Consider the following 14,003-nt stretch of genomic DNA (forward strand, 5'->3'; position numbering starts at 1 on the left):
GAGGCTTCATTGTGGAGAGTATTACAGTACATACCCGCTTGGGTCAGCTTCGTGGGGAAACGGTGAATGAATATCATGTATGGAAAGGCATCCCATATGCACAGCCTCCTGTGGGAGAATTGCGTTTTCACGCGCCACAGCCTTTGAAGCCTTGGGAAGAAGTGCGGGATGCGACGAGCTTTGGTCCGATCTGTCCGCAACCTATGCCATCTGCTGAGAGTATGACCGGGAATCTGGTGGAACCGCCTGAGCAGTCAGAGGACTGCTTGTACCTGAACGTCTGGGCACCTGCTTCGGAGGCACCAGCGAAGGGGCGTCCGGTAATGGTGTGGATTCACGGCGGAGCCTTTGTAACAGGATCGGGAATTATTCCATTATATGACGGGGCACGGATGGCGGAAAATGGCGATGTTGTCGTCGTTACGCTCAATTATCGGCTCGGGCCGCTGGGCTTTTTGCACCTGACTCCACGGGGAGACGGACTGACCTCCAATGCGGGACTGCTGGATCAGATTGCTGCGCTGGAATGGGTTAGGGACCATATCGCCGCTTTTGGTGGTAACCCGGACGAGGTGACGGTATTCGGTGAATCGGCGGGAGCCATGAGCATTGCCGCGTTGTTGGCCATGCCAGCCGCTGAGGGCCTGTTCCGACGTGCTATTTTGCAGAGCGGTGCCTCGCAGGTGTTGCCGACTTCACAGGCTGAGCAAGTCACGGTTGCGTATCTCCAGCAGTTGGGGGTGGATACCCGGCATCCGGAACGATTGTTTACACTGCCGACGGAGGCGCTCATGCTTGCCATGGCCAAGACGCATGAAATGATGGGTCCGGGGCTGGCGATGCTCTATCAACCCGTTGTGGATGGTGTGACCCTGCCTGACGTACCTCTTTCTGCGATAGCAAAAGGATCATCAAAGCGGGTATCCGTTATGATCGGAACAAATTTGCAGGAGGGTGCTTACTTTATTCGCAAGGAATCCCATCTGATGAACAAGTCGACGGCGAGTCAGGCATTGGAAATGATGACGGGCATGTCAGATGTTGGTGATTTTACGGAGCCTTTCCCTGTTACGATTGAGGGGCAAGCGCAGATGCTGACCGATCTGTTCTTCTGGCGGCCTGCGCTGGCTCTAGCGGTTGCACAAGCGGTTCATGCCCCGGTGTGGATGTACCGTTTTGACTGGACACTGCCGGGGCATCCTGTATTCGGACAAGCGGTTCACGGCGCGGAAATTGCGTTTGTTTTTGATAATCTGGAGCTGCTAGGCAAGCTCGGATTGGACGTTCATCCGCCTATGCGGACACTGGCTTACGCTATGCAGCAGGCATGGGTTACTTTTGCACGTGACGGAAAGCCTGTGCTGCCGGAAGGGGAGTGGCCTGTATATGACAGGGAATCGCGGGCTACGGCCATTTTTCATCAAGGCATCTCGGTGCAGCATGACCCGGAAGGGGAAAGACGCCGCCAGTTGACCGGACAGATGAGGATCTGAGCCAAGTATTGGGCTATCATCCAGCAGCCTAACATACTAAAAGCCTTCGCCCGTATTTTGGTATACGGACGAAGGCTTTTTTAGGTTGAACAGGTGCAGATGTATTGCAGGAACTAAATCTTGAATCGCTTAACCAGCTCTTGCAAATCCTGCGCCATATTGGACAGCTCCTGAGAGGAAGAAGCGATTTCTTCCATCGCCGCCATTTGCTCCTGAACGGCTGCGGAAGTCGTCTGTGAGCTATCCGCTGAATTGCGGGACAGGCTTGCCAGATGAGTAACAGTAGCCGAAACTTCCTCCGTGCTGGCCGAAATTTGTTCAGCGGCTGCGGACACGCTTTGAATCTGTTCCACAATATGAGATGTGGAGTGCTCAATATTCGTGAAGGCACCTTCTGCATCTTGGCTAATACGCAGTCCCTCGCCCACCTGGTTACGGACATTACCGTTCATCGTAGCCGTGGAGCGCTGGATCAAATCCAACATCTGTGTAATGATCTGGCTGATGGAATCCGCGCTTTCCCTGGACTGCTCCGACAGCTTACGGACCTCCACGGCTACCACGGCGAATCCACGTCCGGCTTCGCCTGCTCTGGAGGCTTCAATCGACGCGTTCAGCGACAAGAGGTTGGTCTGCTTGGCAATGGCAGCAATCGCGCTGTTCATCTGCTTCGCATCGTCAGAGAGCTGTGACAGCTCATCCATCAGGCTGGCGGTTTGGGTCACAGCTTCCAAAATACGGTCCATCTGTGTGCGTACGCTTCCGATCATTTGGCTGCCTTTGGCTACGTCATGCTCAGTCTGTCCTGCCGAATCCACAATGGAGCTTGCCGATTCCGCAATAGTGCTGACGCCCTTGGCCATTTCCTCAACGGCATTGGCCGTTTGCTCGGATGCCTCTGCGCTGGTGGTGGCATTTTCGGCGGATTCCATAACCGTTTCCGCTACATGCTGTACAGATTCCGTCGTTTGCTCCGTGCTTTCCTTAATCATCAGGGAAGAGGACGCGAGTCGTGATGACGTCTGGTTGACCTCGGAAACCATCGTGTGCAGGGCATGTGTCATCTGGTCAAAATTTTGCGCCAGCTCGCTGAATTCATCCTTGCCGGTCAGATTGACCCGTGCGGTAAGGTTGCCGTCACGGACGATACGTGTTCCTGCTTGCAGCTTGCGCATCGGAATCAGGAACGAGCGAATCATGAGCACGATGATAATAGCAGCGGCCAGTATGGAAATAACAATCACAATCAGGCTTTGCTTCAAAATCGGTTGGGCAGCGTCACTGTAATCCTCCAGATCGGACAGGGCGGTAATGTTCCATCCGGTGATAGGGTCCTTGAGTGTAAAGGCCACTACATCTCTATTCATAAATTGAATTTGTGCTATGGAAGGGGTATCATTTTCAGCGGTTTTCGCCACTTCGGGAAGTCCCTCAATGATGTCTGCCGGTTTTTTGCCTGAATTGTTAAAGGCTGTTCCAGCTCCAGACACAATTTTATGATTAGAATCAACAATAAAGAGTCCCCCGCGTTTACCAATCTTGACAGACTGCATGTTTTGACTCATTTTGTCCAGACTCAAGCTCAACGCAATAGCTCCTTGACCGTCCTCTAGCGTTCTTGATAAATTAACCACTAAATTCCCTGTCGTGACGCTGACAGCTGGAACACTGACGGCTACTTTGCCCTTTTCTTGCATCGCGTTTTTGTACCATTGTCTCTCCCTTGGATCATAATCGGCCTCCTTTTTTTTCGGCGTACGAATGTATTGTCCTTTCGCATTGCCGAGAAGCGCAGCATCCAACTCGGGATGAGCCTTGACGATGACATTCAATTTTTTCTGAAGGGCATCTTCGTCGGAAGCAAGGGAATCAGATTCGATTTCAGTGGCAAGCACGTCCACATCCTTCATAATGGGCGATACATATTGATTGACATTGCTTCGGATCAGATACAGATTCGTGTAGACGGAACCGTTCATTTGCTGACTGAGTTGCGTCGTAGCCCCCTCATAAGAAAAGTATCCAATAAGTGCACTCGGAATCAATAGAACTGCTAAAAAAGATACAATCAATTTTGTCCGCATTAAATAAAACGATCTGAGAAACCTGCTCCACCATGGAACTGTTTGTTTTGCTTTAGTCATAGTTCTTGCTCCTCTGTGTCTGATGATCACTACATTGTTTTATTCGACAAAAAGCATTAAATTTTATAGATGTAATCTATGGAAAAAGATAAATAGTTGCTTGTTTTGCACGCTTTTATTTAAAAATAGGTCTAAAGTAGTGTGTTAAATATTAATATTTATACATAAAAAGCCAAACCGGAGATGCAAAAGCATCTTCTCGATTTGGCTTGGATGAGGGATAAAATGGACATTGAACCTATTAGTTTTTTTGCTGTCGAGAAATCATAAAGAGTGTAATCCAGATCAGCATAAAGCCAGTCAATTGCGCTACCGTAACGATCTGCTGGAAAGCGATCCAGTTAATCACAACACCGACCATCGGGAAGCTTAATTCTGCCATCGTGGCATAAGACGCCTTGGTCGTACTCAAGCCCTTGTAATACAGTAACAGGCTGAGAAGACCCGGAAGCAGCGCCTGCAACAACAGATTGATAATCACGGCTGCGCCCGCCCATGTGCCAGCAGGCATATTCCAAGGTGCATGCTCCACAGAGGTGAGAACGATCAGCAGAGGGAGAGCCACCATGAAGCGCAGGGAGGTCACCGTCTCATATTTCATCGAACGAAGCAAGTAGCTTCCCATCACTGTCGAACCGCCCCACAGGACCGCTGCTCCTAGTGCAAGCAGGCTGCCGACGTGGACGAAATCACGAACATGTCCGAAAGGGAGCGACCAGCCGAAGGTAAGAAGATATGTCCCGAACAGAGCCACGACAATTAATATTCCAAAATTACGCGGCAGCATTTCCTTCAATATAACGCGGGCCAAAATAATAGCGACTAACGGCTGAAGCTTTTGGAGCAGCAGCACAGCATTAAGATCACCGTTGCTGAGTGCCATCGTGAAAATCACGCTGGCCAGAGCAGAACCGCCCCACGAGACGAACAAGATAGCCAAAATCTGACGAAGCCGTACCGCTTTAAGCTCCTCGCGATGCTTCCACAGCACTGGTGCAAGGGCAATAAAGAGCAGCACATGCTCCATTAGTACAATTTGTGTAGAGGTAAATGATTTGAGCAAAATAATGCGGAACAGCGGGTCCGCGCCCCACAAGGCCGCTCCAATTGCGACTAGCCAAAAACCGCTCTTCATGTGGGAGCTACGATCAAAACCTTTGGATGTTAGTACAGTTGATGATTGACTCATACTCAATTAGCTCCTTGCGAATACAGGACCGGTGGCACAAAAACCCCCGTCCATGGCGATAGGCCATGCAAGACGGGGGTTGATCAAATAAACTTGCCGCTTTATGCAAGATAAATGAAGTTGCTGCAAAACCAATAACGCAGTATCATCCACTTCGCGGCATGTTCATACTTCGATCTTCTTCCATCCGGACTTTACCGTCGGCTTTGGCATCTCACCAAATCAGTCCGTATCCTGTTGCCAGATACAGAGTCGCGGGCTTAGCTCCATGAGCCATACCGCCGGTTGGGAATCACACCCTACCCCGAAGATCCTTATTCCGTTTTTTAATTTCTCCTATAGGATATACCTGTTTTAGAATGAAGTCCAGTGAAAAATATGTGTACATCGAGCAATGGTTTTCATTTATTTCTTGAAAGCGTTTTACAAAATTACATATTACGAGGTAATATCCTTATACTCGATGCGGCGGATGGCCGCATAAGCTACGAGCATTCCTAGCACGGCGAAGCCGATCTGCACAAGCGCAATGGAGCCAAGCGTGGAGCCAAGCGCACCGTTATTATTCGAGAAAAGCAGGGCTACGATCAGGATCGAGGTCACAATTGTGGTGGGTACCGAATATTTTCGCATTCCCATGTATAGCGGAACTAGCCCCATAAAGCTTGCTGCAACCGCATTGATCAGTGTCCGGACTGATTGTTGTCTTAGTACGGCGAGGCTAAGTTTATCCGGTACAATAACGACGAACTGATTTAATAGATGGACGGCAGCCGTAATGATGATTTCCGATATAATAATGGACAGGAACGTAAACAGTAACACGACCAAGAGTTTGGCGACCATCAGCTTTTTGCGGTCAATCGGGTACATGAACAAGATGTTAATCGACTTGGACTTAAATTCGCTCACAATAAAGCGGCACAGCAGGATGGAGGCAAAAATAATAAATGTGGCTCTGACCAGATAGTCCAAGAGGTCCAAAAGCTCAGCGTATCGTGTAAATTCGGGCACTCCTTCACTTTGGTTACCCAGTGCGATAATGATGATCAGCCCCAAAATACATGCGTTGGCGATTAGCGCCGAACGGATGTATCCCGCCAAATGAAACTTTTTCAGCTCCAGTTGCATTAGTTTAAGCATGGAGTTCACCTCCATTTAACAGCCGCATGAAGTAGTCTTCCAGCGTACTGTTTTTTTGGTGGATGGAATCCACCTCTACCTCATTTAAAATGAGCGTTTTCGTAATTTGCTTTTGCGGTACACTTGTATCGTAAATACGTATATTCTGATCGTTCAGCACTCGGATATTCGTTAGATTGAGGTGATGGGAGAGGACGTAGGCTGCTTTTTTGCAGTCATTGGTCGTAAATTCGATGTATTCCGTATTGGTTTCCCGCACCTGTTCCATCGACACTTCCTCAATCAGTCGACCGTGATTAATCACACCCACCGTATCGGCAATTTGCTCGATTTCCACTAAAATGTGGCTGGACACGAGGATAGTCATGCCATATTCCTTGCACAGCATGTGGAACAACTGGCGGATTTCCTTGATCCCCATCGGGTCCAGTCCATTAATCGGTTCGTCCAAAATCAGCAGCTCCGGCTTGGTCGCAATCGCTCGGGCTATCCCGAGACGCTGCTTCATCCCCAGTGAAAAATCCTTTACCGGCTTGTCACCCGCGTTTCGCAAGTTCACTAGTTCCAGTGCATCTCGAACAGCCTGTTTGTTATAATAGCCCATGTATTCGCAATGAAGCTCGAGATTTTGCTGGGCCGTCAGTCTGTCATAAAAAATCGGGTATTCAATAATCGAGCCCATCCGTCCGAGCAGGTGGTACGACTTTGGCGTTAATTTTTCACCGAACAATTCAATTTCACCCGAGGTGGGCTTGAGCAGGTTCGTAATCATTTTCATGATCGTCGTCTTCCCCGCCCCATTGGGACCGAGAAAGCCATAAGTTTCCCCCTGGCGCACATTCATGCTGACCCCTGATACAATTTCGTTGCCCTTCAGGGCTTTGGTCAGTTGATGCGTCCGTAATATATAAGTCATGGGTGTTCTCCCTTCGCATACTGTTGATAATTCAAGGATAAAGGGCGAAATGTTCATTTTTCTTTCCCGAATCTTACAAAATTATTAAGTTCGTTTAATAGTTGATTTTTTTCAATGTAAAAGAGAAGACCGTCCGTTCATAAGGTCTGCTGGTCAAATGAATCTCTCCGTTCATCGTCTCAACCAGACGTTTGGCAATCGTAAGCCCCAATCCGCTGCCTTGTATCGCCTTATTACGGGAATCCTCAAGCGTGTACATACGTTCAAAAACCTTGTCCTGCTCAGGCTCCTGAATGCCTTGCCCCCGATCCCATACCTCTATACGCACCGTGTCCGGCTGTTCCGTTAGAGTCAGTCCCAGCGTCCGACCATCCGCCCCGTAGCGAATCGCATTCGAGATCAGATTGTTCAGTACCCGCCCAATCGCTCCTTCGTTCCCCAAAGCATGAATGGGGTGCTCCGGGATATCAATATGCACAGCAAACCCCTGCGCTGTTAGCAGATCATAAAACTCCAAAATGCTACGTCTGCACAGCTCTCCCACCTCCAGCCGGGTCAACGGAATGTCCGTATCATTAGCCTCCAGCTTCGCCAAGCTAAAAAAGCTTTCGATCAGCTCAATGGCTTCGCTTGTCTTCTGATGAATCTTAGATAGTAGCTTTGTACGTTCTTCCGGCACAATATGCGGATCGGCATCCAGCATCTCGGCATATCCGAGCACCACCGTAAGCGGGGTTTTGAGATCGTGGGAAATGTTTGAAATCATTTTGCGCATGGCGATTTGGCTTCGGTTATAATCCACAGACACTCTCAAATTCAAGTCCAGCAAGCGGTTAATTTCCGTCATGAGCCGTTGCAGTTCAGCGTCACCCGTGACATACAGCAGCTTTTCCGCATGATTAACGGTTACAATCCGTTCCAGTGCGTTTCGGATATCCTTTATTTTGCGCTTTTGGGCCGCACGCTCTCTCCAGAACCATAAAATAACGACGGACAAGATGAGGACGACTATCCATTCAGAAATGCTCTCGATGTTCATATCACCCGTTCTCCCATTTGTAGCCGATGCCCCATAACGTCTTAATGTGAACCGGGTGGGAGGGGTCTTCCTCGATTTTCTCGCGTAAGCGGCGAATATGGACGTTAATCACATTTTCGTCACCCATATAATCCTCTTTCCAGATAAACCCGTATAGTTGCGCTTTGGTAAATACACGGTTCGGATTGGTTACAAATAGCTTGAGAATATCAGATTCCTTGGCTGTTAACTGAATTTGGATTTCATTGCGGGTGACCATAAAATGATCAAAATCAATGTGCAGATTTCCGTAGGTTAGCACTTGGTCTTGGGACTGTTCCTTTTGTTGTTGCTGCTGCGCGTATGTAGTCGCTCTACGGATCGCAGACTGAATGCGTGCTGTCATTTCCAGCATAGAAAAGGGCTTGGCGACATAATCGTCTGCTCCGAAGCCCAGTCCAAGCGCTTTATCCACGTCGCTGTCCTTGGCTGACATAATCAGAATCGGGACAGCGCTGTGGGTACGGATTCGACGGATCACCTCCATACCATCGACCTTCGGCATCATCAGATCCACCAGTACCAGATCGTAGGTGTGACGTTCAAAGGCAAGCAGCCCTTCTTCCCCGTCAAGGGCGGTGGTTAATGTGTAACCTTCCTTGGTTAGCGCTTTGTGCAGCATTTCGGCGATGGCTGTATCGTCTTCAATGAGTAAAATATGTTGTGACATAGGTGTGGAACACCCCTAATTTTTAGATTAAGCTCGTGTGACGAGCTGTACCTGAATTATATAGAGCAGTGGAGGGAATTTCTATAAAAAATATCCATGGAAGCTATAGAGTTCAGAAATTATAATATTAAACAATCTCATTATAATAAAGTGGAAAAATGAGAAATGGAGATCTGGTGCCATATTACCAAATCTGAAAGGTTCTATTAGTTTCCAACCATATTCACTTTAACCACAACCTAAGATGTAATCAAAAACTATTGTTTCTGCCCTATAAAAAAACCACCATTAAAATCTAATCACAAAATTGACCATAATGAATACTGGAAATATACCGCCTTTGTAGATTATACTGAGAATGCTGGCTATAGAAGAGTTGAGTGTTAGATGATGAGGATTGAGAAGGAAGACTATGACCAGAATGCGGAGATTATTTTAGGGAAGCTCAAGGCGTATAATGATCAGAACATGCCTCATATTACGAATTACGAGAACAAGAAAGTCAATTACGCAGCCAAGGATGATCATGGTGAATTTTTGGGCGGATTGTAGGAATGATTTTCTGGAATGAGCTACGGCACAGGACCGTCATAAAGGAGAGCAACGATGTTTGTCATACGGGGAACACAAAAACTGCTGAAGGAATGGGATATTGAACCACTTCAAGTTGATATTTATCCGCCTTTGAATAGTTGGCATGCCAACTTGTTTTTGCTGAATCGGAGAAAAAATATTGTGTTTATGCATGATGCATCCCGCTTGAGCGTTACACTGTTCGGAATCAAAAAGGCGCAGTATAAAAACCTGCCAACTCTTTTTGTCCAAGCCTTGAAGGAGCTCATGATCAGTGAGGGTTTTGATGAGCAAATTGTAGAGGCGTACACACAGGAAGGCGAGCAGATGCTGGCTTCTACAACCAATAATCGCAGTGTAGTGGGGACGCTGAATGAGATAATTTTTGTCATGAAAGAACTGGATATGGAGCATGGAAGTGAGCTGGAAAAAAACCAGTGGAATAACCGGATTGTGTTCAAAACGATTCAATACCAGTATCCGGTTGATGCTTTTAAAGAAGTTTTAGAAAAGCATTATAAACAAGAAAGTGTGTAAGAGTCTCGAGTCGTTTTTTTCCCTGCGTTGTTTAGTGGGGATTGGAAATGGGCTATCCAGCTTTGTATTTTTTGCTTCATTTATAATTGTTTACATATTAATGATCTGCTGTCCCAAGGCTATCCGGTTAGTTTCTGAGCGGGTCGTTAAACAAGACGTGCCAAAAGAGTATCCACCAAAGTCCATCTGGGCGGGGGATGCTCTTTTTTTACAACTCACAGGAAAGCAAAGCTTGCGATGAAATGAATCACAGCGCAAAAAGCGCCACACTTTGGTAAAATAAAACGATACAGTGTTTGACACCATCGGTCAGACTTAAAAACAGGGGGTACATAACGAGCATGAAACGGATTATTGAGGTAGCGAAAGAAGCAGGAATCGAAGAAGAGCATCTGGAGACGTATGGAAAATATAAAGCGAAGCTGAATCCGTCCCTGTGGGAGCAGGTGAAGGATCGTCCGAACGGAAAGCTGGTGCTGGTCACAGCAATGAATCCGACTCCTGCGGGAGAAGGAAAAACGCTAACGACCATTGGGCTGTCGCAGGCGCTGAATGCGCTGGGGCACAAGACCATAGCTGCGCTGCGGGAGCCCTCACTTGGGCCGTGCTTTGGCATGAAAGGAGGAGCAACTGGGGGAGGAAAAGCCCAGATTGTTCCGGCCGAGGATATTAATCTGCATTTTACGGGCGATATTCACGCGATTTCGGCGGCGCATAATTTGCTGGCAGCGATGATTGACAATCATTTGTTTCATGGCAATACTTTGCGCTTGAAGCCGGAACGAATCATGTGGAAACGGGCTGTAGATATGAATGACCGGAGTTTGCGAAGTATAGTAACCGGATTGGGAACAGGTAATGGAGCAGTGAGAGAGAGTGGATTTCTGATTACCTCGGCCTCGGAAGTGATGGCGGTATTGTGCCTGAGCGAGAATATCGACGACCTCAAAGTGCGCTTGGGCCGAATGGTCATTGGATATAATGAAGCGGGCGAGACGGTGACGGCCGAGGATTTGCAAGCAGTAGAAGGCATGGCTGTGCTGCTTCGGGAAGCGTTAAAGCCGAATCTGGTGCAAACACTAGAGGGAACACCCGTCATTGTGCATGGTGGGCCTTTTGCCAATATTGCGCACGGATGCAGCAGTCTGATCGGTACGAAGTTGGCATTGAAGCTAGGGGAGGTTGTCGTGACGGAGGCTGGATTCGGGGCTGAGCTGGGGGCAGAAAAGTTTTTTGATATCAAATGCCGTCAGTCCGGTTTGCAGCCGGATGCGGCTGTGTTGGTCGTAACCGCCAAAGCGCTGAAATATAACGGCGGTGTAGCTAAAAATGAGCTGGACGAGGAAAATCTGGCGCAATTACAGCTTGGATTAGCCAATATGAATCGGCATGTACGGAATTTGCAAAAATTCGGCGTGCCTGTACTGGTAGCGGTCAACCATTTTGTAACAGATAGCGAAGCCGAATTGGAACTGATTTTCGCGGAATGCCGCAAGCTGGGTGTACCCGCAGAGCTATCTCAGGTGTGGGCACAGGGAAGCCAAGGGGGAGAAAAGTTGGCCCAAAGCCTGCTAAATCTAATCCAGGAGGACAAAGCCCATTTTGCACCGTTGTATGATAGTGCGCTTGATCTGCAAGCGAAAATTAGGTTCATTGCGCAGGAGCTTTATGGCGCGACAGAGGTAGCATATACTCCTGCGGCTAAACGGGCGTTGTCCGGTATGGAGCAGCTTGGCTTTGGACAACTGCCTGTATGTATGGCCAAAACGCCGTATTCTTTTTCAGATCAGCCGTCTCTGCTAGGCGCACCGGAGGGCTTTACGATCCACGTGTCCAGAGTTTCATTATCTGCGGGAGCAGGCTTTGTGGTAGTGGAAACGGGCAACACAATGACCATGCCTGGTTTGCCTAAAACCCCGGCAGCCGAGCATATGTCGTTGGAGCCAGATGGGAGCATTCAGGGCTTGATGTAGTATTTTTATGATAAATGTTAGGCGTTTTACGAAGAAACGCCGAGCAGCTTGGGCAGTGCGGTGAGCAGCTTTTGCCGGGTCATGGCATCGTTCCAGTTCCAGCGGTCAGCTTCTACGAAATACACCTGGCCTTGACGCACAGCGGGCAGGCTGCGCCAGAGTGAACTGTTCAGCATGCGTTCCAGCGTACGTTTGGAGTCCGAGGCTGTGGGTATGAGCATAAAAATACGGTTCCCGGCGTAGTCGGGGAGCTGGCTTGGCTCGATTTCCTTGATTTTGTACTGTGCAAGCCAATCCTCGGCAGCTTTTTTCTTGTTTACGATTTCTCCGAGGTGCAGCAATCGCTCGTTCAGCGGAGCGAAGGTGTCGAATACAATCGTAGGCGCGATTTTGCTCAGAGCTGCATACTGCTTTTCGTCTGTATTGCCTGTAATGATCAGGTCAGGCTGTAGCGTCAATGCTTTTTCCAAATCAATCGGAAATCCCAGATCGGCTACATTCTGAACCTGCTTTGATTTTTTATTGATCATGGTGACCTCCATAAAATTCATTTAGGATTTTCTTGTATAAAACTAAGTGAGAATTATTATCACAGAAGCAATGATAAGCGATGCTCCTTCAATACTCAATGGACAAACTTGGTCACCAAATTCGATTTTGTACAAAAAAGCAGGCTCATCGCGTTCGCCTTTGTACCGTATGTACATCTTTATCTCAACTCATATAGCTATAGAGACACTGCGGAAGTCAATTCTTGATTGTTGGCTTAGGCATTCTGTTTGGTATTCTAATCCATGATTTAGGCTTAATGACTATCGTAGCAACTACGCGAAAGGCTATGAATCGAACGGCAATTAAGTGGGTCACGAAGAAGAGCTAATCATTACAAAAGTAATCGAGCTGATGGAGAAAATGCAATAGATACGTTTAAGCTTGTCATGCCAGTCTGCATAAATCGAACAAGTCCTTCATAGACATGTACTAATTCATTTAAAACATGTGCTGAAGGGGTTGATCATATGCGCCGGATTTCATGGATGCTTGCCATGGTCATGTGTGTAACGCTGCTGCTGGCCGGGTGCGGCAAGAAGAGCGCGGACGATGTGGTTAAAGATTTGAGTGACGTGGTGAGTGACCTGAACAGCTACCACGGTACAGCTTTGATGACGCTGCATACCGGCGACACGCCGCAGGAGTACAAGGTGGACATTTCCTACCGCAAGCCTTCCTATTACCGAATTGCCATGACGAATGAGAAAAAGGATGTTACTCAGATCGTGCTGCGAAATGATGAGGGTGTATTCGTATTAACGCCCAGTCTGAATAAGAGCTTCCGCTTTAAAAGCGATTGGCCGAACAACCAGGGCCAGGTTTATTTGTATGAAACGCTGGTTCGCAGTATTATCGGCGATGCTTCACGTCAGCTGGCTTCGGACGATAAATCCTATGTGTTCGATGTAGCGGCAAACTACAACAGCCATGCGCTGGTAAGGCAAAAAATATGGCTTTCCAAAAATAACTATGCGCCAACTCAGGTACAGGTATCTGATGCGAACGCCAAGGTAGTTGTGGATCTGAAATTCGATCAATTTGCGTTTGATACGAAGTTCGACAAGGACTCTTTTGATATGGAGCGCAATATGGCTTCTGGAAAAACGGGCAAGGCAAGTGAAGGAGCACCTTCAGCCGGAGCGGTGGATTCCAGCGGGCAGCCTGATTCTTCCGGTACGATTGATGGTATGACAGGTGTGACGTCCAGCACGGATACTGAGGCCAAGCCGGATACAGCGGGCAACACAGAGGCGCAACAGCAAACTCCGAGTACATCTGATGCAGCAACAGGGGCATCGGCAGGCACAGATGCTGCTGAAGCTGTGATGGGTGAATTCGGCTTGATTGAACCGTCCTATACGCCGGCCGGGGTACAGATTAAGGATACGCCGGAGCTGGAGGATAATGGTACACATGCGGTGATGCTGCGGTATAGTGGAATGTACAACTATACGATTGTGGAGGCGCGTCCGAAAGATCGGGCCGTATCATTGGCCGCAGGTGAACTGGTCGATATTGGAGGAAGCTTTGCCGTTCTGGCGGGAAGCGAACAGCAGACGATGACCTGGATGAATGACGGTATAGAGTTCCGTATTACCAGTGCTGACCTGCCTGTGAGCGAAATGATACAAATTGCCGCTTCTATACAGGATCAATCGGGTAAATAAAACTTTATAGACGGATGCAGACGGTTTAGAGTGTATTTTGCTCTGCTTCCGCCCGTATCCGTCTTTTG

The 14,003-nt window shown here is 48.2% G+C and carries 12 protein-coding genes and 1 riboswitch; of the genes, 5 read left to right on the forward strand and 7 right to left on the reverse strand.

What is annotated here, in order from left to right:
- Positions 1 to 11 precede the first annotated feature (11 nt).
- Complete coding sequence (locus HPL003_RS14115) at positions 12 to 1,493, forward strand: carboxylesterase/lipase family protein (RefSeq protein ID WP_014280356.1); 1,482 nt, start codon at positions 12 to 14, stop codon at positions 1,491 to 1,493.
- A gap of 113 nt (positions 1,494 to 1,606) precedes the next feature.
- Here HPL003_RS14115 and HPL003_RS14120 read toward each other — a convergent pair whose 3' ends face one another.
- From HPL003_RS14120 to HPL003_RS14145, 6 genes are all read right to left on the reverse strand, one after another.
- Entirely contained in the window at positions 1,607 to 3,637 is a 2,031-nt protein-coding gene (locus tag HPL003_RS14120; RefSeq protein WP_014280357.1) for a methyl-accepting chemotaxis protein, read from the reverse strand.
- Positions 3,638 to 3,878: 241 nt separating this feature from the next.
- On the reverse strand, positions 3,879 to 4,826 hold the full coding sequence (locus HPL003_RS14125) for a DMT family transporter (RefSeq protein ID WP_014280358.1): 948 nt from the start codon (positions 4,824 to 4,826) through the stop codon (positions 3,879 to 3,881).
- A 171-nt stretch (positions 4,827 to 4,997) separates the two neighbouring features.
- A riboswitch (FMN riboswitch) is annotated at positions 4,998 to 5,142 on the reverse strand.
- Between the two features lie 122 nt (positions 5,143 to 5,264).
- The gene (locus HPL003_RS14130) at positions 5,265 to 5,969 is read right to left on the reverse strand and encodes an ABC transporter permease (protein ID WP_014280359.1); all 705 of its coding nucleotides are present in this window, start codon (positions 5,967 to 5,969) and stop codon (positions 5,265 to 5,267) included.
- Positions 5,962 to 6,885: an ABC transporter ATP-binding protein gene (locus HPL003_RS14135; protein ID WP_014280360.1), complete on the reverse strand. Its 924-nt coding sequence runs from the start codon at positions 6,883 to 6,885 to the stop codon at positions 5,962 to 5,964. Before HPL003_RS14135 ends, HPL003_RS14130 begins: the two co-directional genes overlap by 8 nt.
- A gap of 94 nt (positions 6,886 to 6,979) precedes the next feature.
- Positions 6,980 to 7,924: a sensor histidine kinase gene (locus HPL003_RS14140; RefSeq protein ID WP_014280361.1), complete on the reverse strand. Its 945-nt coding sequence runs from the start codon at positions 7,922 to 7,924 to the stop codon at positions 6,980 to 6,982.
- Position 7,925: 1 nt separating this feature from the next.
- On the reverse strand, positions 7,926 to 8,633 hold the full coding sequence (locus tag HPL003_RS14145) for a response regulator transcription factor (RefSeq protein WP_014280362.1): 708 nt from the start codon (positions 8,631 to 8,633) through the stop codon (positions 7,926 to 7,928).
- A gap of 387 nt (positions 8,634 to 9,020) precedes the next feature.
- On the opposite strand from HPL003_RS14145, the gene HPL003_RS28890 reads away from it, so the two are divergent.
- The 3 genes from HPL003_RS28890 (at position 9,021) to HPL003_RS14155 (ending at position 11,716) form a co-directional block, all read left to right on the forward strand.
- Positions 9,021 to 9,185 carry a hypothetical protein gene (locus HPL003_RS28890; protein WP_014280363.1) on the forward strand — a complete coding sequence of 55 codons (165 nt, stop codon included), beginning with the start codon at positions 9,021 to 9,023 and terminating at the stop codon, positions 9,183 to 9,185.
- Between the two features lie 54 nt (positions 9,186 to 9,239).
- Positions 9,240 to 9,743: a DUF6933 domain-containing protein gene (locus tag HPL003_RS14150; RefSeq protein WP_014280364.1), complete on the forward strand. Its 504-nt coding sequence runs from the start codon at positions 9,240 to 9,242 to the stop codon at positions 9,741 to 9,743.
- Positions 9,744 to 10,084: 341 nt separating this feature from the next.
- On the forward strand, positions 10,085 to 11,716 hold the full coding sequence (locus tag HPL003_RS14155; RefSeq protein ID WP_014280365.1) for a formate--tetrahydrofolate ligase: 1,632 nt from the start codon (positions 10,085 to 10,087) through the stop codon (positions 11,714 to 11,716).
- 26 nt (positions 11,717 to 11,742) lie between these two features.
- Here the strand turns inward: HPL003_RS14155 and HPL003_RS14160 are convergent, their stop codons facing one another.
- A complete protein-coding gene (locus HPL003_RS14160; RefSeq protein ID WP_014280366.1) occupies positions 11,743 to 12,246 on the reverse strand; it encodes an ABC transporter substrate-binding protein in 504 nt (167 codons plus the stop codon).
- A 489-nt stretch (positions 12,247 to 12,735) separates the two neighbouring features.
- On the opposite strand from HPL003_RS14160, the gene HPL003_RS14165 reads away from it, so the two are divergent.
- The gene (locus tag HPL003_RS14165; RefSeq protein ID WP_014280367.1) at positions 12,736 to 13,935 is read left to right on the forward strand and encodes a LolA family protein; all 1,200 of its coding nucleotides are present in this window, start codon (positions 12,736 to 12,738) and stop codon (positions 13,933 to 13,935) included.
- The last annotated feature ends 68 nt before the right edge of the window (positions 13,936 to 14,003 follow it).

The organism is Paenibacillus terrae HPL-003 (genome assembly GCF_000235585.1).
GTDB classification, from domain to species: Bacteria; Bacillota; Bacilli; order Paenibacillales; family Paenibacillaceae; genus Paenibacillus; species Paenibacillus terrae_B.

Bases quoted from the DNA above. Each gene is read 5' to 3' on its own strand.
- HPL003_RS14160 (WP_014280366.1), bottom strand. From the start codon at position 12,246: ATGATCAATAAAAAATCAAAGCAGGTTCAGAATGTAGCCGATCTGGGA.
- HPL003_RS14145 (WP_014280362.1), bottom strand. From the start codon at position 8,633: ATGTCACAACATATTTTACTCATTGAAGACGATACAGCCATCGCCGAA.
- HPL003_RS14135 (WP_014280360.1), bottom strand. From the start codon at position 6,885: ATGACTTATATATTACGGACGCATCAACTGACCAAAGCCCTGAAGGGC.
- HPL003_RS14150 (WP_014280364.1), top strand. From the start codon at position 9,240: ATGTTTGTCATACGGGGAACACAAAAACTGCTGAAGGAATGGGATATT.
- HPL003_RS14165 (WP_014280367.1), top strand. From the start codon at position 12,736: ATGCGCCGGATTTCATGGATGCTTGCCATGGTCATGTGTGTAACGCTG.
- HPL003_RS28890 (WP_014280363.1), top strand. From the start codon at position 9,021: ATGATGAGGATTGAGAAGGAAGACTATGACCAGAATGCGGAGATTATT.
- HPL003_RS14120 (WP_014280357.1), bottom strand. From the start codon at position 3,637: ATGACTAAAGCAAAACAAACAGTTCCATGGTGGAGCAGGTTTCTCAGA.
- HPL003_RS14125 (WP_014280358.1), bottom strand. From the start codon at position 4,826: ATGAGTCAATCATCAACTGTACTAACATCCAAAGGTTTTGATCGTAGC.
- HPL003_RS14130 (WP_014280359.1), bottom strand. From the start codon at position 5,969: ATGCTTAAACTAATGCAACTGGAGCTGAAAAAGTTTCATTTGGCGGGA.
- HPL003_RS14155 (WP_014280365.1), top strand. From the start codon at position 10,085: ATGAAACGGATTATTGAGGTAGCGAAAGAAGCAGGAATCGAAGAAGAG.
- HPL003_RS14140 (WP_014280361.1), bottom strand. From the start codon at position 7,924: ATGAACATCGAGAGCATTTCTGAATGGATAGTCGTCCTCATCTTGTCC.